Genomic DNA, 26,866 nt, shown 5'->3' with positions numbered 1-26,866 from the left:
GTGTCGCCCATCCGCTCATTCTTCGGCCCGAGTGATCTCTGAGCCTTGGAACCTTGTCCCGGAAGCACCCGCGCCTAAACGGCGAGGTACAAGAGTGGGTCTTGCTTCCCCGTCACCACCTGCGACTTTCCCGTAGGAAGGCACAACCCGGTGCGGGCAACCTGAACAGTATGCCCCACGGCTATGGGGGACTTCAAATCGACCCCCCACCGGACCGAAAACGCGATGGGGCAGGTCACAACCGGCGTTCCGAGCGACCCGTGACCTACGGGGTGTCGCAGCCCGGGCGCGTCGCGATGATCCGCGATGAACTCGGCGGCACCCGGCTTCCGGATAACTTACTTTTGAGTAAGATACCCGATATGACGAAAGAGACCGCCACCTACCGCGGCTGGAAGAAGCTGCCGGACAATCGGCTCGGCCACACCCTTTTCTCCCTCGGCATGGTCGCGCGCGTCCCCTACTTCGGCACCGTGCTCCCGACCGTGATCCGCCTCGAACCCGGACTGTGCGAGGTCACCGCGCCGAAATGGTTCGGTATCCACAACCACCTGAGCACCTTCCACGCCATCGCGGCCTGCAATCTCGCCGAGGTCGCCATGGGCATGCTGTCCGAGGCCACCGTCCCGGACACGCACCGCTGGATTCCGAAGGCCATGAATGTGCAGTACCTGGCCAAGGCCAACTCCAGCCTGCGCGCGGTGGCCAAGCTCCCCGAACTGCCCGACTTCCCGTCGATCACCGAGGGCCAGAACCTCGTGGTCCCCGTGTCGATCTACGACAAGTCCGGCCTCGAGGTGGTGCACGCGGATATCACCACCTGGGTGACGCCGAAGTAGAGCAGGACATTCGAAACCACCCCGCCCCGGACCTATCGGTTCCGGGGCGGGGCTGTTTGAATGCGAAGTATGAGTGGCCTGGCGGTAAATGGGGTGGCGGATATCTGCGTCGTCGGGCTGGGGCCCGCGGGGCAGGCGCTGGCCCATCGGGCCATGGCCGCCGGATTGAAGGTCGTCGCGGTGGATCCGCGGCCGGAGCGCTTGTGGCCGCCGACGTACTCCTGCTGGATCGATGAACTGCCGGAGTGGTTGCCGCAGAGCGTGATTGCCAGCCGGGTGGAGCGGCCGGTGGTGTGGACCAAGGCCGAGCATCGGATCGATCGGCCGTACTGCGTGCTGTCGAAGCCGGGGTTGAAGGCCGCGCTGCCGCTGGATGACGCCACGGTCCACACGGGACGGGCCACGGTGGTCGACGCACATCGGGTGGAGTTGGCCGACGGCACCGAGATTCGGGCCGACGTGGTGATCGACACCCGCGGGCAGGCCGCGCCGGGACAGCGCAGAACCGCTGCGGCACACGGCATTTTCGTGCGCGAGGAGATCGCCGCGCCCATGGTCACACCCGGCGAGGGCCTGCTGCTGGATTGGCGGAGCGAGAACGGCGCGGGGGCCGATGAGCCGCCTTCCTTCCTCTACGCCATGCCGCTGGGCGACGGGACCGTGGTTTTCGAGGAGACCAGTCTCGGATTGCAGGGCGGTATGCCACAGCACGAGTTGCGCAAGCGGACGCTGCATCGGCTGGAGCGGCACGGGATTCGGCTCACCGGCGATGAACCCACCGAGGCCGCGCACTATCCGCTGGATGACGCTCCGCCGAAAGCCGGTGCGGGGCAGGTGGTTCCGTTCGGTTCGCGGGGCGGAATGATGCATCCCTGCACCGGATACAGCGTGGCGGATTCGCTGGCGCTGGCCGATACCGCCGTCGAAGCCGTTCGCCGGGGCGAGGATCCGATCGCGGCGCTGTGGTCGCGGCAGGCGCGGCTGGTCTATTGGATGCGCATGCGCGGGGTGTACGGCCTGGGACGGCTCACCACCGAACAGTCGGTCTCCATGTTCGACGCGTTCTTCACCGCATCGCCGCGACAGCAGCGGGCGCTGCTGTCCGCGCATGACGATTACACCGCGCTGGGCGGGGTGCTGTTCATGACGGTCGCCCGCACCTGGCCGTTCAACTGGCGCTTCGACCTGGTCGGCTGGCGCAACCGAAACCGCTGGGTGGGTTGGGATTACGGCCGTGCGGAGCCGCGCGCCGAGCTATCCGATCACGAACAGACCTCCACGCCCTGACGGTCACGCGCTCACACCCAGTTCTCGATCCAGTACTTCCAGATGATGGGTGCGTAGCCGACCAGCGGCGGCACCTTGATATCGGTTCCGGCGAGTGCGGCCTGTGCCTGCCGGGAGTCGAAGTGGCAGCTGAATTCGCTGTGTTCGATGACCTCGGCGGGTACGCCGACCTGGCGCAGCGCCCACCCCATACCGGGGACGCGCAGGCTCACGTCGAGGGTCTGTTTGGGCAGCACCTCCATCAGGTGCGGTGCGCCCGCCTCGTCGGCGAAGAGGTTGAAGACCTCGGCGACGCTCTGTTCGCGCGGGTCGGACAGGTGATAGGTGGCTCCCCCGCCGCCGGGCCGGTGCGCGATGTGATCGAGCGCGCGCACCACGTAGTCGACCGGAACCATATTGGTGGTCCCCAGTTTCGGTGACACCACGGGCAGGATGCGCGGCAGTTGCGCCGCCATGCGCAGCAGCCGGAAGAAGTAGTAGGGCCCGTCGATGCGGTCGATCTCGCCGGTGTGCGAATCGCCGATGACGATGGAGGGCCGGTAGATCCGCCACGGCACCCCGTCCTGATCGCGGACCGCTTTCTCGGCCTCGAGCATGGCGCGCTGGTACGGCGAGCCGAGCACCTGGCCGACGTCGAACATGTCCTCGGTGAAAACCCCGTCCCAGCCGCCGGCGATCTGCACGGTCGAAACATGGTGCAGCAGGCCCGCTTCCAGCCGTGCGGCGAGTTCGGCGATGCGCCGGGTGCCGCCGCCGGGTGCGACGGAGTCGAGGCCTGCGGCCAGATGGAAGACGTGGTCGATCGAACCCCGGTGCGCGGCAATCCAGTCCGGGTCGATGCCGACGCCGGGCGCGCTGAGGTCGCCGCGGACGGCGCGGACCCGGTCCCCCGCGTCCCAGCCGCGCAGGCAGCGGTTGAAGCGCAGGACGGAGTCTTCGCCGGGGCGCACCAGCACATGGACGTCGGCACCGCGCTTGATGAGTTGAGGAACCAGGAACCGACCGATGAACCCGGTTGCCCCGGTTACCAGGTAAGCCATGCGCATACCCTAGCGTGACGCGCGCCACACTCTCACTGCGCCTCCGCAATCGGCTCAAAGCTCGCATGCGAGACGCATTTTCACACTCTGACCACCGGTGGAACGACGTCGGGGCGGCACCCGGTGTGCACCGAGTACCGCCCCGAGTCAGCGAACGATCAGGCTCCGGTCTCGGCTGCCCGGCGGTAGCCGCGGATCGCCGGATACCCGAATACCAGCACCATGCCGATGGCCCACGCGACCGTCTTCATGAGCGGCATGGCGATCGGCCCGTCGTAGGCGAGACCGCGCATGGCGTCGATGGCGGTACTCATGGGCTGGTTCTCCACCGTCTTCTGCAACCAGGTCGGGTACGCGAAGACCGGCACGAAACCGGTGTTGAAGAACATCAGCAGGGTATTGATGACCCCGATGACCTGCACCAGCATCACACCCTCGGTGATGGTGGCGAGCGCGGTCACCAGCACCGCGAAGCCGATGCCGAACAGCACCGGAATCAACAGCATGGCGATGGAAGCCGCTGGGCCGAACCAGAATCGGAAGCCCAGGCACAGTCCGACCGCGAGCACGATCAGCGAGGTGGCCAGGACGCGGATGGCCTCGGCGAGCAGTCGCCCGGTGAGTCCGGCCGCGCGGTGCACGGGCATGGTCCAGAACCGCCCGAGCAGTCCGGTGACCTTCTCGACCTTGAAGCCGAGCGCGGACACCACCGATCCGGACATGGCCGCGACCAGCATGACCATCGGCACGGTGCCGTAGATGCTGGGTTCACCGGTGGCCGAGGTGATGGAGTCACCGAGCACGATGCGGAACATGATCAGCGTCGCGGCCGGGTACACGATGGTCTGAATGGTGGTCGCGGGGTCGCGCGCCCAGCCGATCAGCAGTCGCTTGCATTGGATGAGGCTCTGTTCCAGCCACACCAGTACGGCCCGCTCATTGCGCGGGCGCACCTTGGGCAGCGGCTGATGCCCCGCCCAGGAATCCTTTTCGACCGTTTCCACATCGCCCTCGAGCGTGCCGGCCTCGACTACGGAACTCATGACCGCCTCATACTCGCCCAGACCGCGGCCGGGGTGAACAGCACCGCGGCGCCGACCACCCACAGCAGCGGCACCCAAAACACGTCCCAGGTCACGCCGTTCGCGGCCATATCGCGCATGGCGAACGAGAACTGTGAGATGGGCTGATTGCGCACGAACGGCCGAACCCATTCCGGGAAGCCGGATTCCGGCACGAACCCGCAGGACAGCATGCCGAAGATGAGCGTCGGCAGGGTCAATGCCTGACTGAGCGATTCGGGACTCTTGGTGAGTGAGCCGAGCGCGTCCGCGCCGATGCCGAGCACGGTGCCGACCGCGAGGGAGAAAGCGCAGAACAATACGGTCTGGCCCCAGCCCGCCACGAAGTGGAAGCCGATCATATGGCCCCAGCCGATGGCGGCGGCCAGCGAGACGATGGACCGCACCATGCCCGCGCTGATGCGCGAGAGCAGCGGCACCATCTTGCCGACCGGCATGGTCTGCAAGCGGGTGTTGAATCCGGTCATGGCCTCGAACGCGGCCATCTGCGCATTCGACATCATGGTCACGGACATGGTCTGCAGCACGATGATCGGCATGACGAACTGCGCGTAGTCGATGCCGCGGAAGTTCATGACGTATTTGAGCGGCAGGTAGAAGCCGAGGGTCAGCACCAGCGGGGTGACGCAGGCGAAGGCGAGTTCACCCTTGGTGGCCATCACCCACAGGATGCGGCCGGTGAGTGCGCGCCACTGCCCGAAGCTGTTCGGCTTGGACCTGGGCAGTCCCGCGAATAGGTCGCTGCGCTCGACGGCGGGAGCGCTCATTGGGTGCCGCCCGAATGTCCGGTGAGCGAGAGGAAGACATCGTCGAGCGAGGGGCGGCGCAGTCCGATATCGGCGAGTTCGATTCCGGCGCTGTCGAGTCGGCGCAGCGCCTCGGCCAGCGTCGCGGCGCCTTCCGGAGCCGGAATCGACAGCCGGTCGCTGCCATTGACCTCGGCGCGCACGCTGGCGGGCACGAGGTCGCCGAGCGCGTCGGCGGCCTGGCTCAGGTGGGTCGGATCGAGCGGCACGACCTCGCAGTAGCTGCCGCCGGTCTTCTCCTTGAGCGCGTCCGCGGTGCCCTCGGCGATGACGGTGCCCTTGTCGATGACGATGATGTTGTCGCTCAGTACATCGGCTTCCTCGAGATACTGCGTGGTCAGCAGTACCGTGATGCCCTGTGTCTTGAGCGCGTTGACCAGATCCCAGACGCCCTGGCGGCTGCGCGGGTCGAGGCCGGTGGTGGGTTCGTCGAGGAACACCACTTCGGGTCGCACCACGAGTCCGCAGGCGATATCGACGCGCCGGCGCATACCGCCGGAGTAGTGCCGGACGGCGCGGCGGCCCGCGCTGGTGAGGTCGAATTCCTCGAGCAGGGCGTCGGCGCGCTGGCGGGCGGCCTTGCGCGGCAGGCCCATGAGCCGTCCGAAGAGTTCGAGGTTCTCGCGACCGGAGAGGTTCTCGTCGAGGGCGGCGTACTGCCCGGTCATCATGATGGACCGGCGTACCGCGGCGGCGTCCTTGCGCACATCGTGTCCGGCGACCTTGGCGATGCCGGAATCGGGGCGCAGCAGGGTGGACAGGATCTTGACGCAGGTGGTCTTGCCCGCACCGTTGGGTCCGAGGATGCCGAGCACCTGGCCGCGGGCTGCGGTGAAACTGATGCCCCGCAGGGCGTGCACGTCGCCGAACGATTTGCGTACGTCTTCGACGTATACGGCCGGTTCGCTCCCGTCGCGTACTGCTGTCACGGTTTGCGGCGAATCCGGTTTGTCCAAGCTCGGCATCAACTCTCCACTATCGGCTGGGCGGGCAATTCGAGTCGCCCCGGGCGGCGGGTCCCCACATCCCCTCGGGGATGATCCACTCCGTCGCGCGCGATGTTACCGGCCGTCCGGAAACCGGGTCGTTGCTTTGCCTCAGCAGCTGCCGGACAAACGTGACCTTGGCCACAAACCAATAGGTTTCCGAATAGCCGCTGATCCAGAGCCAGACCGGGCGGTCTGATGGAATTTCCGCACCTTGTCCGGGGTGCGCGCGGAACCATAGTCTGACGAGGAGGGGAGTGTTCGATGGCCACGAGAGGGTAACCATGGCCGAGTCTGCGCAGCAGCCACGGGCGGCGCGCACGGGAACGGGCCGCGCCAAGGTCCTTACTTCGTACGACCCGCGAACCGGGGAGGTCGTGGGTGATTTCGCGATTATGGGCGCCGGTGAGCTGACGCGCGCCGTCCGCGCCGCCCGCACCACCGAACAATGGTGGGCGGCACTGGATTTCGCCGGGCGCAAACGCTGGCTGCTGGATTGGAAGCGCGCCATCGCGCGCGGCACCCGGGATCTGGTCGAGATGATCAGCAATGAGACCGGCAAACCACGGCTGGACGCCGCCGTCGAGGTGACCCTGGCGGTCGAACATCTGGATTGGGTTGCCCGCCATGCCGAACGGACGCTGAGCCGCACCACCCGCACCGCCACCCGGTTCCGCCGCGATCGGCCCGGCTCCATCGGACAGCTCCCGCTGGGCGCGGTCGGTGTGCTCGGACCCTGGCACAATCCCGTTCTCGCGCCGATGAATTCGATCGCGAGCGCGATGGCCGCGGGTAACACCGTGGTGTTCAAACCCAGTGAGCTCACCCCGGGTGTGGGCGCCTGGCTGGCGGACAGCTGGAATCGGCTCTCCCCCAGTCAGCCTGTGCTGCAGGTGGTTACCGGTGACAGCGGCACCGCCGCCGCACTGTGCAAAGCCCATCTGGACAAGATCGCCTACACCGGTTCGCTCGCCGGAGCCCGCGAGGTGACCGCGCTGTGCGCCCAGTCCGGCACTCCCCTGGTCGTCGAACAGGGCGGGCGCGGGGCGATGATCGTGCAGGTCGACGCCCGGCTCGATACGGCCGCCGCAGCCGCGATCCACGGTGCCATGGCGCATTCCGGACAGCATCCGGCCGGGGTGCACGTGGTCTACGTGGCCGATTCGGTGTACGAGCCGTTCCTGGAACTCGTCGCCGAACAGGCGCGCGCCCTGCGGCCCGCCGCCGATCGCCGCGCCTCCTACGGGCCGATGGTGCTGGACGCGCAATTGGATGTGGTGCGCCGCCAGATCCGGGACGCGCTCACCCGGGGCGGCCGCGCCGTGGTGGGCAGCCTGGAATCGATTCGCGAGCCCTATATAGAACCCGTCGTGCTGACCGAGGTCCCCGAAACCAGCATCGCCATCACCGGCGAAGCGGTGGGCCCGGTGCTCGTGGTCAATCGGGTGGCCGATATGGATGAGGCCGTGGAGCGGGTCAACGCGCCCGAAAGATCGCTGCCCGTAGCGGTTTTCACCCGCGATGTGCGCAGTGTCCCGGAATTCGCGGACCGGTTGCGCACCGGATTGGTTACTGTCAACGCCACCCCGGTGTACGGCGTGAACGGTCCGGGCCGCATTCGCGATCCGCATTCGCTGCTGGAATTCTCACGCTCGCAGTTGATTACCGAACAGCGGCATCGAGATCCGCTGGGCACCTTCGATAATCATCCACAGCGGCTGCGCATGGCGCGAGCGCTATTCCGGCTGCGCCACCGCGTCTGATTCGGTCCCCAGCAGCACCGCGCTCATCAGCGCGCGCACCCGTGCGAGCTGCTGGGGGCGGGCGTCGAAGCGCAGGCGGCGGCCGACGTCGATGACCTGGCCGATGGCGGCGTGCACCCGGAAGCGCGCCTCGACCTGATCGCCGTCCAGCAGGTTCGCCCACTCCAGCACATTCTGCCGCTGGATCGAGCGCAGCCGATGTTGTTCGGACGCGGGCAGATTGGAGAATTCGGCGAAGTACACCGGCAGGATCTCCGGCATGGCGAAGGTCATGCGGGCGAAGCGTTCGGCGATCCGGACCGAGGCGTCGGCGCGGCCGGTGGCCTCGGAGAGCGCTTCGGCATTGGCGATGGCCACGCGTTCGCCGGTGCGGTGGAAGGCGGCGGCGAGCAGATCGGCCTTACTGCTGAAGTAGCGGTAGACGCTGGAGGCGTTGATGCCCGCGGCCGCGCCGATCTCCTCGATGCTGGATTCGTGATAGCCCTGCCTGCCGAAGATCCGAATCGCCTCGGTGAGCAGCTGTTCGCGTTTGGAGATGACGGGCAGCCCGCGCACGATCGCGTCGCCGGTGACGGGCGGGGGCGGCGGGGGTAGCTCGGCGCGCAGGATATCCCAGCAGATGTCGTTGAGCAGGGCCACGATTCGCGCGTTGGACAGTGCGGTGCGATGCCCGGTGACGCTGCCGATGGCGGACAGCACCGCGGCGGACCGCAGCATGACATCGGCGGGATCGGCGTCCGGGTACAGCTCGGCGATGGCGGCGGCGACGGTCTCGTGCAGTTCGGCGTAGATGACGCGAATGCGGGCGCGGTCATCGCGCTCCAGGTAGCGGCGCTCCCAGCGGTAGAGGCCGCCCTCGCGCCGCACCTCGATGGTGTACTCGGTGATGCCGCGGATCAGTGCGGTGAGTCGCGGTTCCGCTTCCAGCTTCGGATTGTCGGCGGCCTTGGCGGCGTCCAGGAGTTGTTGTGCGCCCATTTCGGCGGCGGCGACGAGCATGGCGTATTTATTGCTGAAGTGCCGGTACAGCGCGGGCCCGGAAATGCCGACCTCGGCGGCGATCTCGTCCACGCCGACCGGGTGATAGCCCCGCTCAGCGAAGGCGCGGGCGGCCACACCGACAATCTGGGCCTTGCGATTCTTGGGCCGTCGCCGGGGGCCGGGGTCGCCGGAAGGTCGCACGGAAGCGAGTCCTGCTTCGCTGCGATCGGCGACCATGCACTTTCTCCTTCTCAACGGCACCGGCTGTTGACAGTGCCGGACGGATCCACCTAAGTTAACCACAATTCGCACAGCTGAACACATTGCGCCGCGATTCGCACCGCACGCAGAGCAGGAGCAGACATGAGCAACACTGCGACGACCCCGGGCTACACCGCTGTGCTGGACGACCGGGTGCTGCGTGTCACCATCACCAATCCCAAGCGCAAGAACGCCCTGGACTACGACACCATGGTCGGGCTCGCCGGGACGGTGCTTTCGGCATATGAGAACCCCGCTGTCCGGGTGATCGTACTCACCGGCGCGGGCGGCGATTTCTGCACCGGCGCGGATCTGGCGGCCGCACCCGGCGAGAAGACCCGCGGCATCACGCCGGAAATGACCATGGACGCGGCGAACTCCATGATCAAGGCGATCGTGGACGCGCCGATCCCGGTGATCGCCCGGGTGCGCGGCGCGGCCGCCGGTGTCGGCGTCGCGTTCGCGCTCGCGGCCGACCTCACCTACGCCTCCGAGGACGCGTACCTACTGCTGGCCTTCATCAATATCGGCCTCATGCCCGATGGCGGTGCGGCCGCGATGGTCGCCGCCGCGGCCGGTCGTCCGCTGGCCGCCGAAATGGCATTGCTGGGCGATCGCCTGCCGGTCACCGAGGCGGTCCGCCGCGGCCTGATCACCGGCGTCTACCCCGAAGCCGACCTCGACGCGAAGGTCGAAGCCGCCGCGGCCAAGCTCGCGCACGGCCCGCGCCGCGCCCTCGAACTCACCAAACGCGCCCTCAACACGGCGACCCTGACATCCCTCGACGCCGCCTTGGCGGCCGAAAAGACCGGCCAGACAGAGCTTTTGCAGGCCCCCGACTTCGCCGAGGGCGCGGCCGCCATGCTCGGCAAGCGCAAGGCCGTCTTCGCCGAATAGCGAAAACGGCTCGCGCCGTGCGAATTCCGGTCTATTTGCCAGTGACGGTCAGGTAGATAAGGGCCACGTTCAAGGCCGAGATGATCAGGGCGACCAGCCAGGCCAGGGCGGTGGTGAGGCGAGGGTTGACGTCATCGCCCATCAGGTTGCGGTCGGCGGTGAAGCGGACCAGGGGTATCAGGGCGAAGGGGATGCCGAAGGACAGCACCACCTGCGAAATGATCAGGGCCTGAGTGGGATCCACGCCGATGGCGAGGATGACCAGGGCCGGGATCAGCGTGATGAGGCGGCGGACCAACAGCGGAATGGTCCGGTTGAGCAGACCCTCCATGATCATCGCGCCCGCGTACGCACCGACCGAGGTGGAGGCCAGCCCGGAGGCGAGCAGGCCGATGGCGAGCAGCAGTCCGGCGGCGGGTCCGAGGGTGTCCCGCACCGCGGCGTGCGCGGATTCGAGCGAGTCCACATCCTCGCGGCCGCGCAGGGTTCCGGCGGCCATGAGCAGCATGGCGAGGTTGACCGTGCCCGCAAGCAGCATGGCCAGCCCGACGTCGTAGCGGGTGATGCGCAGCAGCCGGGCGCGCGCCGGACCCGGTTCCGGACTGCCGTGCCGGTCGCGGGCCAGCGCCGAATGCAGGTAGACCGCGTGCGGCATGACGGTCGCGCCGATCATGGCGGCGGCCAGCAGCACGCTCTCGCTGCCGTCGAAGCGCGGCACCAGCCCGCCGATGGTCCCCGATGCCGAGGGCGGTGAAATCACCACCGAGGCAAGGAATCCGATGGCGATGACCGCGAGCATGCCGGTGATCACCCGTTCGAACGGCTTCTGCCCGCGCTTGTTCTGCACCAGCAGCAGGCCGAGCGAGACGATGCCGGTGATGACGCCGCCGAGCAGCAGCGGCAGGTTGAACAGCAGTTTCAATGCGATGGCCCCACCGACCACTTCGGCGAGATCGGTTGCCATGGCGACGGTTTCGGCCTGCGCCCAGTAGGCGAGCCGGGTTTTGCGTCCGGCCTTGTCGCGCACCGCTTCCGGTAGCGACATGCCGGTGACGAGGCCGAGTTTGGCGGACAGGAATTGCACCAGTCCCGCCATCACATTGGCCATGACGATGACCCAGACCAGCAGGTAGCCGAATTTGGCTCCGGCGCTGATATTGGATGCCACATTGCCGGGGTCGACGTAGGCGATGGCGGCGACAAAGGCCGGGCCGAGCAGGACCGTGGCCGATCTCGCTCGCTGGAATGTCGAGCGCGGTTCGGTCAGGCTGGTACTCACAACAATAGTTTAAGGGTTACCGAACTTTTTGTTGAGAGCTACCCCAGAAAAAAGACCGCAGCTGTTACCGGACACACAGAAAGAGACCAACCCGGCGGTTTCGCCGCAATCCGGCCACCCCGGCAACGACGAATGCCCCGGCGCGTTCGCCGGGGCATTCGTCTCGAATCGTTCAGCGGCTCACGGCCACCGGGTGTGGGGCTCAGACACCGAGCCCGCGGGCCAGCACCGGCCACGAGTTGATGAACTCGTCATTCCAGTACCCCCAGGAGTGGGTGCCGGTGGCGCGGAAGTTGTAGGTCGCCGGGATGCCCAGCGAATCCAGCTTCGACTGCAGGTTGTGCGTGCAGTAGTTGGTGCCCGCCTCGATGGCGCCGCCGATGATCAGCTGGTTGGCCAGACCGTAGGCGCCGGGCAGCGCGTACGGGCCGTTGAGCGCGTCGTACTGGCCGGGCAGGCCGCTGCCCGAGGAGATGTAAAGGTCGGTGCCGCGCAGCTTTTCGGCGTGGATGACCGGATCGTTCTCGGCCCAGGCCGGGGAATCCTCTGGGCCGTGCATGTTTTCGAGCTTGCCGCCGCCCCAGGTCTCGACGGTGAGGCGCATGAACTCGCGGCCGACCGGATCGGCGAACTGCGCGCAACCGCTGTAGGCGGCGGCCGCGCGGAACAGGCCGGGCTTGGCTTCGGGCAGCGACAGCACGGTGGTGCCGGAGGTGGAGATGCCGGCGATGGCGTTGACGCCGTTGGTGCCGAGCGCGCCGTCGATCAGCGGGGGCAGTTCCTCGGTGAAGAAGGTCTGCCACTTGTTGCGGCCCAGGGTCGGGTCGTCGTTCTGCCAGTCCTGGTAGTAGCTCCACTTACCGCCGATGGGCTGCACCACGTTGACGTTCTTGTCCGCGAGGAAGCCGTTGACGATATTGGTCTTCTTCTGCCAGGAGGCGTCATCCTGTCCGCCGCCCGCGCCGTTGAGCAGATACAGCGTGGGGCGCGCCTCGGAGGCGTCGGCCGGTCGCTGCACGTCGACGGGGTAGGTGGCGTCCATGGCGGCGGAGTAGACGTACAGCCGAATATTGCGGCCGTCCTTCATCTCCGCCTTGGTGATCTTCGATCCGTCCGGTGCGACGGGATCGGCGAGCAGCTTCTTGCTGTCGATGATCGGGTCGGCCGAGGCGCTCGGGCCGCCGACGCCGGCCACCAGGCCGGTCAGCACTGCCGTTGCGGCGAGCAGGGCAGCGGTTCGAGCACCGCGCCGACGACCGCCAAGCCCGTTCCGGACAGTTCGACGAATCAATGTTCACACCTTCGCGTTGGTTCGTTAGTGCCGGTCCTACCACCGTGCGGCGCACTGCCGCCCGAGTACCCAACCTTGGTCTCCGGGCAGGGTTCATCCCCCGAGAGACCATACGGCTAATGCCATCGCCGCGATAGCGGACAATGTTACGGATTGGTCGCGCGTGGCGTATCAGCCGGTGGTCCGTCCGTGTTCGGCGAGTCCGCCGAGCGCCTGTACCCAGCCCTCCACCAGCCGCTTGATCTGCTCCAGATCCAGTACCGCGCCCGCGAAGTCGAAGCGGGCGACCAGACCGTCCTGGGTGGTGTCCACGGTGACATCGAGGTACAGATCGTCGGTGACGGGTTCCGGATACACCCGGGCGGGTCGCAGGTCCCGATAGCGGAATCCGATGCGCCCCACCGGGAGTCCGGCGATGGCGGCGGTATCGGGGTTCAGGTGTTGCAGCAGCCCGTAGCCGACGCCCCGGGCGGGCACCTCGCGGCAGCGGTCGCGAATCTGTTCCAGCACCGATCCGGCGGCCGGACCGCCCTGACGCACCTCCTCGAAGTCCACGCCCTCCACGCGCAGCGGGAACGGGTACGGCGTACTGAACGCGCCGACGGTGCGGTGTCCGGCGGGATCGCCGGGCACCCGGCCGTCCGCGACCAGTTGCACCACCGAACCCAGTGCGGCGCGGATGTTTTCGCCCGCGTCGCCGAGCAGGGTGACCGCGAGCGCGGCCAGCAGCACATCGTCGATGCTGGCCCGGTAGCGGCGCGCCACCGCGTCGACGGCGGCCGCGCCCTCACCGGTGATGGAGACCGAGACCCGGCCGCGTCCGGCGCTGTCCCGGCCGCCGCCGAATACCTCGGCCGGATCGCGTCCGGCGGTGGCCGAGGCCAATGCCGTACGCCACCAGTCCAATTCGGTGACGGTGCTGGGGGCGGCGGCGCGTTCGGCGAGGTCGCGCGCGATGCCGACCGGATGCGCGTCCGCGCTGGGCGGGGTGGCGTGGCCACCGGACCAGGAGGCGGTCAGATCCTCGATGATGGTGCGCCACGAGGTGTCGTCCACGACCAGTCCGTTGGCGACCGCGACGAGCACCGCCGCAGGCTGATCGACCGGTTCCAGATTCGGATCCGCGTCCGCGCCCGCCATGAGCACGAAACGGATATTGCGGCCCTTCTCCGGATCGAGTTCCGCCGCGGCGGCATGGATGACGGCCTCGATGGGGTCGCCGACGGCCTCGACCGACGGATCGATCTGCCACACCACGGCATCGCGCGAATTCGCCTGCACCGGAATGTCCATGACGGCGATATCGCCGTCGCGCCGCAGTCGCGACCACAGCGCCGGATGCCGATCCAGCAGCGACCGCACCGAACGCCGCACCCGGCTGCCGGACACATCGGCCGCGATATCGAGCGTGATCGCCCGCACCCACAGCCCGGACGGCTCCACCTCGAGCAGGCTCACCGCGCCCGCGGGCAGCGGGGACACCTTGCCGACGGCGGTGAGTCGCGGCCCCATGACCGGCGGCGCGGCCGAATCAGCCACGGCGGCAGCATGATCGTCGAGCGCATCGGCGGCGGTTCCGCCGTCGGCTGCGACATCGGCCCCGGCCGTCTCATCCGGAACAGCGCTGTCCGGACGGCTGTCGGACGCGGCGCTTTCGGCATCGGCATCGGTTATCGGGGAATCAGCGACCGCGTCCGGGATGGACCCGGTCCCGGTGCCAGCTGATGGGCCGTGCACGCCAACGTCCCCGGACTCAGCCGGACCGGTGACCTCGTCTTGCCTGCGGCCCGCATCGACAACGGAACCGGCGTCCGAGACATCATCATGCTCAGAGCTGTTCGTGTCCGCCTCGCCCGGCGTCGGCACGAATTCGGCGTCGAATCCGGCGAATGCCTTGTCCACGAATTCGACCGGATCGGCGAGCAGCCGGTCATCCGGGTGGATGTGGTCCGAATCCTCGTCGCGGGCGAACAGTTTCATGCCGCCGGTGAGCGCGGCATCGCTGACGACGGGCAGCACGGCCGTGATGGTCCAGTCGCCCTCGACCTCGTCCTCGCCGACGGCGGGTTCGGCCGGGGTGTGCGCCGGTTCCATTGCGCCCGCACCGTTTCCGCCTTCGAGCAGGGCCGCGAGCTGCGGTCCGATGACGGCGTAGGACTCGGCGGTGGTCATCAGCTGATGTTTGACCGGCACCACGTGTTCGGTGATCGGCCCGGTGACGAAGGGCCGCCAGTCCGCCGCGGAATGCTGATGGTCGTCACCGCGGCCGAGTTCGGCGGCGAAGAGTTCCATGCGCCCGTCGAATGCGGTTGGGCGGTACCGCGATCCGAGTTCGACGGTGCGCACCGCGCCCCGGTAGATGCGACGCAGCCGGTCCACGGTGAGCACGGCCAGATCGGCCGGGATGGCGGCGTGCAGCGCCGCCAGCGCCTCATCGCTGAGGTCGGTCATATCCCCGTCGGGGAAGGCTTCCTCGCCGACGCCGAGTGCCGCGAACTCATCGCGGACGGCGGCGGTGAAGTCGGTGAATTCCGCGTCCGGGTAGGCGTCCAGGTTGGCGAGCAGTTCGACCTGTTCGCCGGCGGTCTGGAGTTCGGTGGCGATGGCGTGCGCCAGGATGCCGCCGAGCGAATAGCCGAGTACCCGGTACGGCCCGTGCGGTTGCACCTCGCGGATGGCGGTGACGTAGCGCCGCGCGACCTCCTCGAGTGATTCGGGGGCGTAGTCGGTCTCGGTGAGCGCCGGGGATTGCAGGCCGTAGAGCGGCTGGTCGGCGGGCAGATGCCCGGCCAATCCGCCGTAGCACCAGGACATTCCGACCATGGGCGGTGCGCAGAACAGCGGGGTGCGGTCGCCGGTGGCCCGGATGGGCAGCACCACGGCCAGCGCCGCGTCGGCGGCCGAGTCGTAGTCGTGCCTGCTCTCCAGGTCCGCGCCGATGCGGGCGGCGAGCCCGGTGACGGTCGGATCGGTGAAGAACCAGGCGACCATCACCTTGGCCCCGGAGAGCGTGCGCAGTTTGCTCACGATGCCGGTCGCCAGCAGCGAGTTTCCGCCGAGCGCGAAGAAGTCGTCGTCGACGCTGACCTGGTCGACGCCGAGCACCTCGGCGAAGGCGGCCGCGATGGTGTGCTCCAGCGGTGTGGACGGCGCGCGGTATTCGCGTTGCCGCAGTACGGGTTCCGGCAGGGCCTTGCGATCCAGTTTGCCGACGGGTGTCAGCGGGATCTCGTCGAGCACCACGATGGCGGCGGGCACCATATGCGGCGGCAGACTCTGCCCCGCGTACTCGGTGAGCGCGTCCGGATCGAGGTCGGTGCCGAGCACGTACGACACCAGAACCGTTGTGCCGGTGTGATTCTTGCGCCCGACGGTGAGGGCGAAGTCGACGTCGGGGTGCGCGCCGAGCACCGCGTCGATCTCACCGAGTTCGATGCGGAACCCGCGAACCTTGACCTGGAAGTCCGAGCGCCCGACATAGTCGAGTTCCCACGGGGTGTCCGGCAGTGCGGTGTTGCCGCCGCGCTCGTCGGGATCGGCGTACCAGCGCACCACGTCACCGGTGCGGTACATGCGCGATCCCGGTGCGCCCCAGGGGTTCGCGACGAATCGCTCCGAGGACAGTCCCGCGCGATTGCGGTAGCCGCGCGCCAGTGCGCCACCGGCCAGGTACAGCTCACCCGCGACGCCCGGCGGCACCGGGTTCATCCGCGCGTCCAGCACCAGCGCCGACATGCCGTGCACCGGTTTGCCGATGGTGATGTGCCGTCCCGGCGTCAACTGCGCGTAGGTGGAGATGATGGTGGTCTCGGTGGGTCCGTAGGCGTTGTGATAGACCCGCCCGGCGGCCTTCCACCGCGTCACCAGTTCCGGCGGCGTCACATCGCCGCCGACCGAAAGCACCTCGAGCTGCGGCTGACTCGTCGCGTCGAGGGTGCCGAGCACGGCCGGGGTGATGAGCGCGTGCGAGACCCGCTCGGTGCGCATGAGCTCGTTGAGCTCGGCTCCGCCCAGGATCTCCGAGGGCACGATGACCAGCGTCGCGCCGGTGTAGAACGCGCAGATCCATTCCAGCACCGAGGGATCGAAGCTGGGTGAGCAGTTGTGCATGAGCCGGTGCTCGGGGTCGAGGTCGTACAGCGCGATGGCGTAGTCGGCGAGCCCGCCGAGACCGGCGTGGGTGACGGTGACGCCCTTGGGCATTCCCGTCGAGCCCGAGGTGTAGATGACGTACGCCGGATGCTGCATGCGCAGCGGCGCGCGGCGATCGACGTCGGTGATGGGCGCGGGCGACTGCGCCATGCAGGCCGCGTCGGTGGCGGCGTCGTCCAGGCACAGCCATTCGACCTCGCCGGGCAGTCCGGCCTGATGCGCGCGCCCGGTAATCCCCAGTACCGCACCGGAATCGGTGACCATATGCCGCACCCGGTCGGCCGGATAGGTCGGATCGACGGGTACGTGCGCACCGCCCGCCTTGGCGATGGCGAGCACCGCGGCGACCATTTCGAACGAGCGCGGGAAGGCAACGGCGACAAGCTTTTCCGGTCCCACACCGCGTTCGATGAGCACCCGCGCCAATTGCGAGGAGTAGTCGTCGAGTTCGCCGTAGGTGATGGAATGCCCGCGGTACCGCACCGCGATCCGGTCCCGGCCCAGTGCCACGCCCCGGGTGAGCAGGTCCGGCAGCAGTCCGGTGGCCATCACGTCATCGCCGTGCACCTGGGTGAGCAGCTCGTATTCGCCGTCGCCGAGCAGCGGCAGATCGCCGACGGGGGTGCCGGGCCGTTCCACGATGGCGGCCAGCAGGCGCTGGAATCGATCCGCGAAGACGCCGACGGTGGCGTAGTCGAACAGATCCTTGGCGAAGGTGAAAGCGCCCTGCAATCCGTTGCCGCCGCCGTCGCTCATGGTCAGCGACAGGTCGAACTGTGAGGTCTCGACCTCCGATTCCAGTGCGGCGATCCGCAATTCGGGCAGTTCGGCATCGTTGTCCGGCAGGTTCTGGAAGGCCAGCATGACCTGGAACAGCGGATTGCGCGCGGTGGACCGCTCCGGGTTGAGCAGATCCACCAGTCGCTCGAACGGCACCTCGGCGTGCGCGAAGGCGCGCAGATCGGCGTCCTTGGTGTGGGCGAGCAGCTGATCGAAGCGCAGCTCCCCCGGCACCCGGGTGCGCAGTACCAGCGTGTTCACGAACATGCCGATGACATCGTCGAGTTCGGCGGCGCCGCGCCCGGCGACCGGTGTACCGATGGCGATGTCATCGGTGCCGGACAGCCGCGCCAGGAATACCGCGAGCGCGGTGTGCACAACCATGAACAGGGTCGCGTGCTGTTCGCGCGCGATGCGTTGCAGTCCGGCGTGGATCTCGTCGTCGATGCCGAATTGCACACTGCCGCCGCGGAAGGACTGCACCGGCGGGCGCGGGCGATCGGCGGGCAGGTTCAATTCATCGGGCAGTCCGGCGAGTTCGGTGCGCCAGTGTGCGGTCTGCCGGGAGATCAGGCTCTCGGGATCGTCCTCGGAGCCGAGCACCTCGCGCTGCCACAGGCTGTAATCGGCGTACTGCACCGGCAGCGGGGCCCATGCGGGCGCGGTGTCGGCCGAGCGGGCGATGTAGGCCAGCACCAGATCGCGCGACAGCGGTCCCATGGACCAGCCGTCGGAGCTGATGTGGTGGGTGACCAGCACCAGCACGTGTTCGATCTCGTCGGCGACGTCGAGCCGGAACAGCTTGACCCGCAACGGAATCTCGCCGGTGACATCGAATCCGGCGGTGAGCAGCGCCGTCACCCGGTCGGCGACCGCGTCGACCCCGATGCGCTCGGGCGTGAGCTCGGGAACGACCTGCGCGGCGGGCAGCACCACCTGATGCGCACCGTTCGCGTCCTCGGGATAGATGGTCCGCAGCGTCTCGTGCCGTTCCAGCAGATCGGCCACCGCGAGCCGCAGCGCCTCGGTGTCGAGCGCGCCGGTGAGTCGCAGTGCGATCGGCAGGTTGTACGCCGAGGAGCTGGGATCGAACTGGTTCAGGAACCACATGCGCTGCTGTGCGAGCGACAGCGGAATTCGTTCGGGCCGTACGCCCGCCACCAGGCGCGGCCGTGCCACGACCGTTTCCGCGCCCGAAACCCGTTGTGCGAGAGCTTCGACCGTGGACACCTCGAACAGATCCCGGACCCCGAGATCGGTATCGAGCGCGGCGTTCACCCGGGCGATGACCCGGGTGGCGACCAGCGAATTGCCGCCGAGCGAGAAGAAGTCGTCATCGAGTCCGACCTGTTCCAGGCCCAGCACATCGGCGTAGACCTGCGCCACCGCCTGTTCGGTCTCGGATTCCGGAGCCCGGAATTGGTGTCCGGCCGCGAAATCCGGTGCGGGCAGCGCCCGCCGGTCCAGCTTGCCGGAAGGATTGACCGGGAACTCGTCCAGCACCACGAATGCCGCGGGCACCATGTAGCCCGGAACCCGTTCGGCCACGGCGGCTTTCACGTCCGCGATATCGACCGCGCGTCCGGCGGCGGGCACCACGTACCCGACCAGCTGATCGCCCAGTCGTTCGTCATGGCGCAGCACCACCACGGCGCGCGCGATGGATTCCTGTGCGGTGAGCGCGGATTCGATCTCGCCGAGTTCGATGCGCAGACCGCGCAGCTTGACCTGGAAATCGGTGCGGCCCAGGTACACCAGCTGACCGCGATCGGTCCAGCGCACCAGGTCACCGGTGCGGTACATGCGCGCCCCGGCCGCGTCGAACGGGTTGGCCACGAAGCGATCCGCCGTCAGATCGGCCCGCCCGTGGTACCCGCGCGCCAGCTGATCACCGGCCAGGTAGAGCTCACCGGCCATACCGGGCGCGACCGGGTGCAGTCGCGCGTCCAGCACATAGGTTTTCGCGTTCCAGACCGGTGCGCCGATCGGCACCGCACCCGAAACCTGTTCCGGCACGGCCGCATACGTGGCGTGCACGGTGAATTCGGTGGGCCCGTAGAGATTGTGCAGCTCCGCGGTGCCGATGCGCCGGAACGCCGCGACCGCGTCACCGGTGAACGCCTCACCGGCGATGAGCAGGGTGCGCAGCGAGGTGAGCGCCGCCGGGGCCGCGCTGTCGGTGAACGCGCTCAGCATGGACGGTACGAACGAGGTCATGGTGATCTGTTCGGCGGCGATGACATCGGCCAGGTACGCCGGATCGCGATGTCCGTCCGCGCTCGCCACCACCAGGCGCGCGCCGACGGCGAGCGGCCCGAACAGTTCCCAGACCGACACGTCGAAGGTGGCCGGTGTCTTGAGCAGCACGACATCGTCGGCGCCGATGCCGTATTCGGTGGTGATCCAGCGAATCTGGTTGACGGCGGCGGCATGGGACACCGCGACGCCCTTGGGCCGTCCGGTGGATCCGGAGGTGAAGATGACGTACGCCGGATGCGCGGTGTACAGCGGTGCGCGCCGCTCATCGTGCCGGATCGGCTCATCGGAGTATCCGGACAGATCGAGCGCGTCGATGGTCAGCACCCGGTCACCGGAGGTGAAACCGTCACGGCGCGTGGTGAGTACGCAGACCGGCCGGGCCGTCTCCAGCACGTGGTCGATGCGGTCGGCGGGCTGATCCAGATCCAGCGGCACGTAGCCGCCGCCCGCCTCGAGTACGGCGTAGATGGCGACGACGAGATCGACCGAGCGCCGAATGCCCAGCGCCACCAGTGTTTCCGGGCCGACGCCCGCCGCGATGAGCAGCCGGGCCAGCCGGTGCACGCGCGCCGCCAGTTCGGCGTAGGTCAGTTCCTCGCCCTCGGCGCGCAGCGCGATCGCGTCCGGATTGCGGACCGCCTGCGATTCGAACAGCGAGAACAGCTGTCCCGCGGGCAGATCGATGCCGGTCTCATTCCATTCGGTGAGCACCCGGCGGCGCTCATCGAAGCCGAGCACGTCGATATCCCCGACCGCGCGCGCCGGATCGGCGGTGACCGCGACCAGGATGCGGCGGAACCGCTCCGCGAATCCCTGCACCGTGCTCGCGTCGAAAAGGTCCGTGGCGTAGGTGAACAGCGCGGTCAGACCCTGCGGCGTGTTCTCCGCGTCGGTGCGCTCGCTGACGGTGAGCTGCAGATCGAACTTCGCCAGCGGCACATCCAGTTCCACCGCCGAGACCGAGACCCCGGGCAGCGACAGCGCGGACTCACCGACGTTCTGGAAGGTGAGCATGGTCTGGAACAGCGGATGCCGGGCCTGCGAGCGCGCCGGATCGAGCACCTCGACCAGCCGCTCGAACGGCACATCGGCATGTCCGAAGGCCGCGATATCGCCGGTGCGCACCGCGTTCAGCAGGTCACCGAAGGACTGCGCCGGATCGACCTGTGCCCGCAATACGAGGGTGTTGACGAACATGCCGATGAGATCGTCGAGTTCGGCCTCACCGCGTCCGGCGACGGGCGCGCCGACGGCGATATCCCCGGTGCCGGACAGTCGCGCCAGCAGTGCCGCGAAGGCGGCGTGCACGGCCATGAACAGCGTGGCATTGTGCTCCGAGGCCACCCGCAGCAGCGCCGCGTGCACGATCGGATCGATCTCGAACGCCAGCGTCGCGCCGCGCCCGGAGGCCACCGCGGGCCGGGGCCGGTCGCCGGGCAGCTCCAGCTGATCGGGCAGCCCCGCGAGGCTGTTGCGCCAGAAGTCCAGCTGCCTGGCCAGCAGTGATCCGGAATCGGTTTCGTCGCCGAGGATTTCGCGCTGCCACAGCGCGTAGTCGGCGTACTGCACCGCGAGCGGGGTCCATTCGGGCTCGCGCCCGGCGATCCGGCTCAGGTACGCGGTCATGAGATCGCGGGTGAGCGGTCCGGCCGAGAAGCCGTCACCGGCGATGTGGTGCACCACGCACACCAGCACGTGATCGTCGGCGGCCACGCGCAGCAGGCGTACCCGCAGCGGCGGGGCCGCGGTGACATCGAATCCGGCGATGGCGACCTCGGCCACCGCGGCGATGATGCCGTCCTCCCGCACGTCCACCATCGGCATGGACGGCATGGCGTCGGGATCGTCGGCGGCCAGCACCAATTGCTGTCCGACACCGTCGTATTCGGGGTAGATGGTGCGCAGCACCTCGTGCCGCTCCACCAGATCGCGCACCGCGGCCCGCAGCGCGGGCACGTCCAGGGGTCCGGTGATGCGCAGCGCGGTGGGCAGGTTGTAGGTGGCCGACTCGGTGTCGAACCGGTTCAGGAACCACATGCGCTGCTGCGCGTAGGACAGCGGAATCCGTTCCGGCCGCTCCATCACCCGCAGCGGTGTACTGAACGAATCGGCTTGTTCGCCGAGGTTTGCCGCGAGTTCGGCGACGGTGGGCGCTTCGAAGATCGCGCGCACCGGCACCCGCGCGCCCACGGCCGCGCCGAGTCGCGCCACCACCTGGGTGGCATTGAGCGAGTTGCCGCCCAGTTCGAAGAAGTCGTCATCCGCGCCGACGGTCTCGACCGCGAGGACGGCGGCGAAGACCTCGGCGACCATGCGCTCGCCCGGGGTGGACGGTGCGCGATAGGCCCGGGCCTGGAATTCCGGCTCCGGCAGCGCCTTACGGTCGAGTTTGCCGCTGGCATTGAGCGGCATGGCGGCCAGCCGCACCACGGCCGAGGGCACCATGTACGACGGCAGTGCCGCCCGCGCGTGCGCCAGCAGCTCCGAATCATTCAGCGCCGCATCGGTTTCCGGCACCACATAGGCGACGAGCCGGTCCCCGGTCGCGGCGCGCACCAGTGTCACCGCGGCCCGATGCACGGCCGGATGGCTCAGCAGCACCGTCTCGATCTCGCCGAGTTCGATGCGCTGTCCGCGCAGCTTCACCTGGAAGTCACTGCGCCCCAGGTATTCCAGCGCGTATCCGTTGCCGCCCGGTTCCGCGATCCACCGCACCACATCGCCGGTGCGGTACAACCGCGCCCCGCCCTCGTGTGCGACGAACCGTTCCGCCGTGAGCGCGGGCGCGCCCAGGTAGCCGCGCGCCAGCTGCACCCCGGCCACGTACAGCTCACCGGCCGCGCCGAACGGCACCGGCCGCAGCTGCCGATCCAGTACGTGCACCTTGGTATTGGCCACCGGGCTGCCGATCGGCACCGCGGTGCCCGCGGACTGCTCCGCCGGTTGTGCGGTGACCACGGTCGCCTCGGCCGGGCCGTACCAGTTCACCAGTGCGGTATCCGGCAGGGCGGCGGCGAATTTCGCGGCGGTTTCGGCGGACAGCGCCTCACCGGCGGCGAACACCCAGCGCAGCTGCCCCGAGGGCGTCAGGGCCTGCCGAGCCAGCCCGTCGAGGTACGCCTCCAGCATGGAGGGCACGAAATGCACCGAGGTGACGCCGTATTCGCCGATCATCCGGGCGATGTAGGCGGGATCGCGATGCCCGTCCGGTTCCGCGATGACGACCGCGGCACCGGTCTGCAACGGCCAGAACAACTCCCACGTGGAGATGTCGAAGGTGATGGGCGTCTTGTGCAGCACCACATCACCCGCACCGTGCGGATAGGTCCTTTGCGCCCAGCGGAACTGGTTCGCCATCTGCCGATGCGTGATGGCCACGCCCTTGGGGCGGCCGGTCGATCCGGAGGTGTAGATGACGTAGGCGGCATTGTCCGGCCGCACCGCGGCGGATCCGACGAATTCGATCTCGCCCGCGCCCGCCAGCGCGTCCACCAGGAAAAGCGGTACCCCGGAAGCGGTTTCGAAACCGTCCTCGGTACGCGTCAGCACGCACACCGGAGCGGCGCTGCCCAGTACGTATTCATTGCGCTCGGCCGGATGATCCGGATCGACGGGCACATACGCGCCACCCGCGCGCAGTACCGCGTAGATGCCCACGACCAGGTCGATCCCGCGCCGCATGGCAACGGCCACCCGCGATTCCGGCCCCACCCCGCGCAGCGTGAGTTCCCGGGCCAGCCGTCGCGAGCGCGCGTCGAGCTCGGCGTAGGTGAGCGTGACATCCCCGAAGATGACCGCGAGCGCCTCGGGCGTGCGCGCCGCCTGCGCGTCGAACAGCGTCAGCAGCGTCGAATCATCCAGCAGTTCAGCCACTTCGGTGGCATTGACCGCGTCGAGGGCGGCGCGCTCGCTGTCGATGAGCGCGTCCACTTCGGCGATCCGCGCCCGCGGATCGGTCCCGAAACGCCCGAGCAGCAACGCGAGTCGCCGCGACAGTGCCTCGGCGGCATCCTCGTCGAAGAGATCGCGCAGGTATTTCAGGTTCACCCGCAGCTGCTTGCCGGGGGTGACCATGACCGTGATCGGGTAGTGCGTGCCGTTCGCGGCGGAGGTGCCGAGCAGGCCAACACCGCCGATGGGGGCGGCGGCCTCGTCGAGCGCCGCGTCATCCACGGGGAAGGACGCGAACACCACGAGCGAGTCGAAAATCCCGTCTATACCGGTGATTTCCTGAATCTCACCGAGCCCGAGGTAGTGGTGATCCAGCAGCGCGGCCTGTTCATCCTGCAATTGCCGCAGCAGTCCGGCGAGGGTGCCGTTCGCATCCAGCTTCACCCGGACCGGAATGGCATTGAGGAACAGTCCGACCATGGTTTCGATACCGGTCAACTGCGGCGGGCGACCCGAAACGGTCGCACCGAACACCACATCGTCGCGATCGGTGGTCCGCCCGATCAGCAGACCCCACGCGGCCTGCACGATGGTATTGACCGTGATTCCGGCCTCGGCGGCGACGCGCCCCAGCGCGGCGGTCTCCTCGGCGGACAGTTCGAAGCCCAATTCGCCGATACCGGCGGAGATTTCGCGCGACCGATCGACGGGCGCGAGCGGTGAGGGTTCGGTGAACCCGGCCAGGGCCTGCGCCCACGCCTCGCGGGCGGTCGCACGATCCTGTGCGGCCAGCCATGCCAGGTAATCGCGGTACGACCGCACCGGCGGCAGCAGCGCCGGATCCCCGCCGAGTGCGTAGAACGCCAGCATGTCCTGCATGAGCAGCGGCAGCGACCAGCCGTCGAGCAGAATGTGATGGCTGGTGACGAACAGCTGGAAGCGTTCGGGCGCGGTGCGCACCAGGGTGAAGCGCAGCAGCGGCGCGGACCGCATATCGAAATGCCCGCTCATTTCCGCGGCCATCAGCCAATCGGTGCGCGCGGGTGCCTCATCGGCCTCGCGATCACCCAGATCCAGGTAGCGCCAGGGCACTTCGAGATCGTCGAGCACGATCTGCAACGGGTTGCCGTCGGAGTCCTCGACGAACGCGGCGCGCAGGTTCACATGCCGGTCCAGCATGGCCTGTGCGGCGGCGCGCAGGCGCGGAATGTCCAGTGCGCCGGACAGTTCGACGGTGAACTGAGTCATGTACGCGTCGACGGAATCTTCCGCCAGCAGCGCGTGGAAAAGCATGCCGGACTGCAACGGCGTGAGCGGCCAGATATCGGACATGGTCGGGTAAAGCTCTTGCAGCCGTGCGCGATCGGCGTCACCGACCTCGACCAGCGGCCCGGTGGCCAGTTCGACCTCGGCCTCGCCCGGTGTCACCGATTCGGCGATAGCAGCGAGCCCTTCGACGGTGCGCGCGGCGAACACGTCCTTGGCCTTGAACGCCAAACCCTGTGCGCGCGCCCGCGAAACGATCTGAATGGAGGTGATGCTGTCGACGCCGAGGGAGAAGAAGTCGTCGTCCAGGCCGACCCGCTCGACCTTGAGCACCTCGGCGATGACCTCGGAAACCGTCTGCTGCGCAGGCGTTTCCGGTGCCCGGTACTCCTGTGCCTTGATGACCGGTGCGGGCAGCGCGGCCCGGTCCAGCTTGCCGACGGGCGTCAGCGGGATCTCGTCCAGCACCATGATCGCGCCGGGGACCATATGCGGCGGCAGCGCGCGCTCGGCCAGCGCCGACAGCTCCGCCACATCCACGGTGGCCCCGGGGGCCGGATGCACGTACGACACCAGAACCGTTGCGCGGTCCTGTACCTGATGTCCGACGGTCACCGCGAAATCGACGGTCTCGTGCCCGGCGAGTACGGCGTCGATCTCCTCCAGCTCGATGCGCAGGCCGCGAATCTTCACCTGGAAGTCATTGCGCCCCAGATACTCCAGCTCACCGCCGGAGGTCCAGCGCACCAGGTCGCCGGTGCGGTACAGCCGGGAACCGTTGTCCTCGAAGGGATTCGCCACGAACCGCGCCGCCGTCAACTCGGCGCGCCCGTGATAGCCGCGCGCCAGCAACGCACCGGCGATGTACAGCTCGCCGGGCACCCCGGGCGCTACCGGACGCAGCCGCTCGTCGAGCACGTGCGCGACCGCGCCGCGAATGGCGGCACCGATGGTCACCGGCCGATCCGGCAGCAGCTCAGCGCAATTGGTCCAAATGGTGGTCTCGGTCGGGCCGTAGCCATTGAGCAGTCGCCGCTCGCCGTCTGCGATCGGGGCCACCCAGCGCCGCACCAGTTCCGGCGGGCATGCCTCACCGGCGGCCAGCACGACGCGAAGTTCATCCAGCCCAACGGGATCGATGGAGGCCAGCACCGACGGCGTGATCACCGCATGGCTCACCGCCTCGCGCGCCAGCAGCGCGCCCAGATCCTCACCGCCGTAGACCTCCGGCGCGGCGACGACGAGCGCCGCACCCGATCCGATGGCCATGAGCATTTCGAATACCGAGGCGTCGAACGACGGCGACGCCACATGCAGCACACGGGACTCCGGCGTGATCCGGAATCGCTCCCGCTGCTCCTCGCTCAGTCCGGCGAGCCCGGTGTGCGTGACCACGACACCCTTGGGCAACCCGGTCGAGCCCGAGGTGTAGATGGTGTAGGCCGGATGTTCCGCGCGCAGCGGCCGCACCCGATCCGAATTGGTGACCGGTTCCGCCGGAAAACCCTGGGCAACCTCGGCGAACTCGGCACTGTCGAGCTCGAGCCAGGTGACCGTATCGGGCAGGGCATCGCGCTTGGCGGAGACGGTCAATCCGAGCACGGCCCGCGAATCCGACACCATGTGCAGGACGCGATCGGCCGGGTAGTTCGGGTCCACCGGAACGAACCCGGCCCCGGATTTGGCGACCGCCCACACCGCGACCACGGACTCCACCGAGCGCGGAATGGCGATCGCGACCAGATCCTCCGGCCCGACCCCACGTTCGATCAGCAGATGCGCCAGCCGCGTCGAACGCTCATCCAACTCTGCATAGCTGAGCTGCGCCAGCGTCGCCGAGGCGTCTGCCAGCACCAATGCGATCCCCGCCGGATTGGCCTCGACGGCGGTGGACATCAGCTGCGGCAGGGTGGGGACGCGGGGCCGCCGGGTACGGGTGGGCCGGACGCGCGCTGTGCGGGTCATTTGATTACCGCCCGACGCTCGATACACCGGTGCCCGACCAC

General features: G+C 68.3%; 11 protein-coding genes and 1 pseudogene. 4 read left to right on the top strand and 8 right to left on the bottom strand.

The genetic code is table 11. The features are described 5' to 3' along the window. Positions 1–362: 362 nt before the first annotated feature. The gene (locus tag ACFC0O_RS28400) at positions 363–839 is read left to right on the top strand and encodes a hotdog fold domain-containing protein (RefSeq protein WP_364641153.1); all 477 of its coding nucleotides are present in this window, start codon (positions 363–365) and stop codon (positions 837–839) included. Between the two features lie 69 nt (positions 840–908). After that, complete coding sequence (locus ACFC0O_RS28395) at positions 909–2,126, top strand: lycopene cyclase family protein (RefSeq protein WP_375962931.1); 1,218 nt, start codon at positions 909–911, stop codon at positions 2,124–2,126. An 11-nt stretch (positions 2,127–2,137) separates the two neighbouring features. Here ACFC0O_RS28395 and ACFC0O_RS28390 read toward each other — a convergent pair whose 3' ends face one another. The 4 genes from ACFC0O_RS28390 to ACFC0O_RS28375 form a co-directional block, all read right to left on the bottom strand. Beyond that, entirely contained in the window at positions 2,138–3,166 is a 1,029-nt protein-coding gene (locus ACFC0O_RS28390; protein ID WP_375962928.1) for an SDR family oxidoreductase, read from the bottom strand. A 158-nt stretch (positions 3,167–3,324) separates the two neighbouring features. After that, positions 3,325–4,209 carry an ABC transporter permease gene (locus ACFC0O_RS28385; protein ID WP_364641162.1) on the bottom strand — a complete coding sequence of 295 codons (885 nt, stop codon included), beginning with the start codon at positions 4,207–4,209 and terminating at the stop codon, positions 3,325–3,327. After that, the gene (locus ACFC0O_RS28380; protein WP_364641165.1) at positions 4,206–5,015 is read right to left on the bottom strand and encodes an ABC transporter permease; all 810 of its coding nucleotides are present in this window, start codon (positions 5,013–5,015) and stop codon (positions 4,206–4,208) included. Before ACFC0O_RS28380 ends, ACFC0O_RS28385 begins: the two co-directional genes overlap by 4 nt. Beyond that, complete coding sequence (locus tag ACFC0O_RS28375) at positions 5,012–6,019, bottom strand: ATP-binding cassette domain-containing protein (protein ID WP_364641168.1); 1,008 nt, start codon at positions 6,017–6,019, stop codon at positions 5,012–5,014. Before ACFC0O_RS28375 ends, ACFC0O_RS28380 begins: the two co-directional genes overlap by 4 nt. A 305-nt stretch (positions 6,020–6,324) precedes the next feature. On the opposite strand from ACFC0O_RS28375, the gene ACFC0O_RS28370 reads away from it, so the two are divergent. Next, entirely contained in the window at positions 6,325–7,803 is a 1,479-nt protein-coding gene (locus ACFC0O_RS28370) for an aldehyde dehydrogenase family protein (RefSeq protein ID WP_375962924.1), read from the top strand. Here the strand turns inward: ACFC0O_RS28370 and ACFC0O_RS28365 are convergent. Then, a complete protein-coding gene (locus ACFC0O_RS28365) occupies positions 7,777–9,021 on the bottom strand; it encodes a TetR/AcrR family transcriptional regulator (protein WP_375962922.1) in 1,245 nt (414 codons plus the stop codon). The genes ACFC0O_RS28370 and ACFC0O_RS28365 overlap by 27 nt on opposite strands. Positions 9,022–9,147: 126 nt before the next feature. Between ACFC0O_RS28365 and ACFC0O_RS28360 the strand changes: the two genes are divergently transcribed. Further along, positions 9,148–9,942: an enoyl-CoA hydratase-related protein gene (locus tag ACFC0O_RS28360; RefSeq protein ID WP_375962920.1), complete on the top strand. Its 795-nt coding sequence runs from the start codon at positions 9,148–9,150 to the stop codon at positions 9,940–9,942. 31 nt (positions 9,943–9,973) lie between these two features. Here the strand turns inward: ACFC0O_RS28360 and ACFC0O_RS28355 are convergent, their stop codons facing one another. The 3 genes and pseudogenes from ACFC0O_RS28355 to ACFC0O_RS28345 all read right to left on the bottom strand — a co-directional run. Beyond that, entirely contained in the window at positions 9,974–11,221 is a 1,248-nt protein-coding gene (locus tag ACFC0O_RS28355; protein WP_375962917.1) for an Nramp family divalent metal transporter, read from the bottom strand. A 202-nt stretch (positions 11,222–11,423) separates the two neighbouring features. Next, positions 11,424–12,449 (bottom strand): alpha/beta hydrolase, encoded by a 1,026-nt coding sequence (locus tag ACFC0O_RS28350; RefSeq protein WP_375963912.1) that lies wholly within the window; start codon positions 12,447–12,449, stop codon positions 11,424–11,426. A 234-nt stretch (positions 12,450–12,683) separates the two neighbouring features. Further along, positions 12,684–26,825, bottom strand: a pseudogene (locus ACFC0O_RS28345) (amino acid adenylation domain-containing protein); the annotation flags it as partial. Between the last annotated feature and the right edge of the window lie 41 nt (positions 26,826–26,866).

The organism is Nocardia sp. NPDC056100 (assembly GCF_042266325.1).
Taxonomy (GTDB): Bacteria; Actinomycetota; Actinomycetes; order Mycobacteriales; family Mycobacteriaceae; genus Nocardia.
This window is presented reverse-complemented; position numbering and strand designations above follow the sequence as displayed.

Excerpts from the sequence above, each read along its gene's own strand:
- ACFC0O_RS28400 (WP_364641153.1), top strand. The coding sequence starts at position 363 with ATGACGAAAGAGACCGCCACCTACCGCGGCTGGAAGAAGCTGCCGGAC.
- ACFC0O_RS28395 (WP_375962931.1), top strand. The coding sequence starts at position 909 with ATGAGTGGCCTGGCGGTAAATGGGGTGGCGGATATCTGCGTCGTCGGG.
- ACFC0O_RS28390 (WP_375962928.1), bottom strand. The coding sequence starts at position 3,166 with ATGGCTTACCTGGTAACCGGGGCAACCGGGTTCATCGGTCGGTTCCTG.
- ACFC0O_RS28385 (WP_364641162.1), bottom strand. The coding sequence starts at position 4,209 with ATGAGTTCCGTAGTCGAGGCCGGCACGCTCGAGGGCGATGTGGAAACG.
- ACFC0O_RS28380 (WP_364641165.1), bottom strand. The coding sequence starts at position 5,015 with ATGAGCGCTCCCGCCGTCGAGCGCAGCGACCTATTCGCGGGACTGCCC.
- ACFC0O_RS28375 (WP_364641168.1), bottom strand. The coding sequence starts at position 6,019 with ATGCCGAGCTTGGACAAACCGGATTCGCCGCAAACCGTGACAGCAGTA.
- ACFC0O_RS28370 (WP_375962924.1), top strand. The coding sequence starts at position 6,325 with ATGGCCGAGTCTGCGCAGCAGCCACGGGCGGCGCGCACGGGAACGGGC.
- ACFC0O_RS28365 (WP_375962922.1), bottom strand. The coding sequence starts at position 9,021 with ATGGTCGCCGATCGCAGCGAAGCAGGACTCGCTTCCGTGCGACCTTCC.
- ACFC0O_RS28360 (WP_375962920.1), top strand. The coding sequence starts at position 9,148 with ATGAGCAACACTGCGACGACCCCGGGCTACACCGCTGTGCTGGACGAC.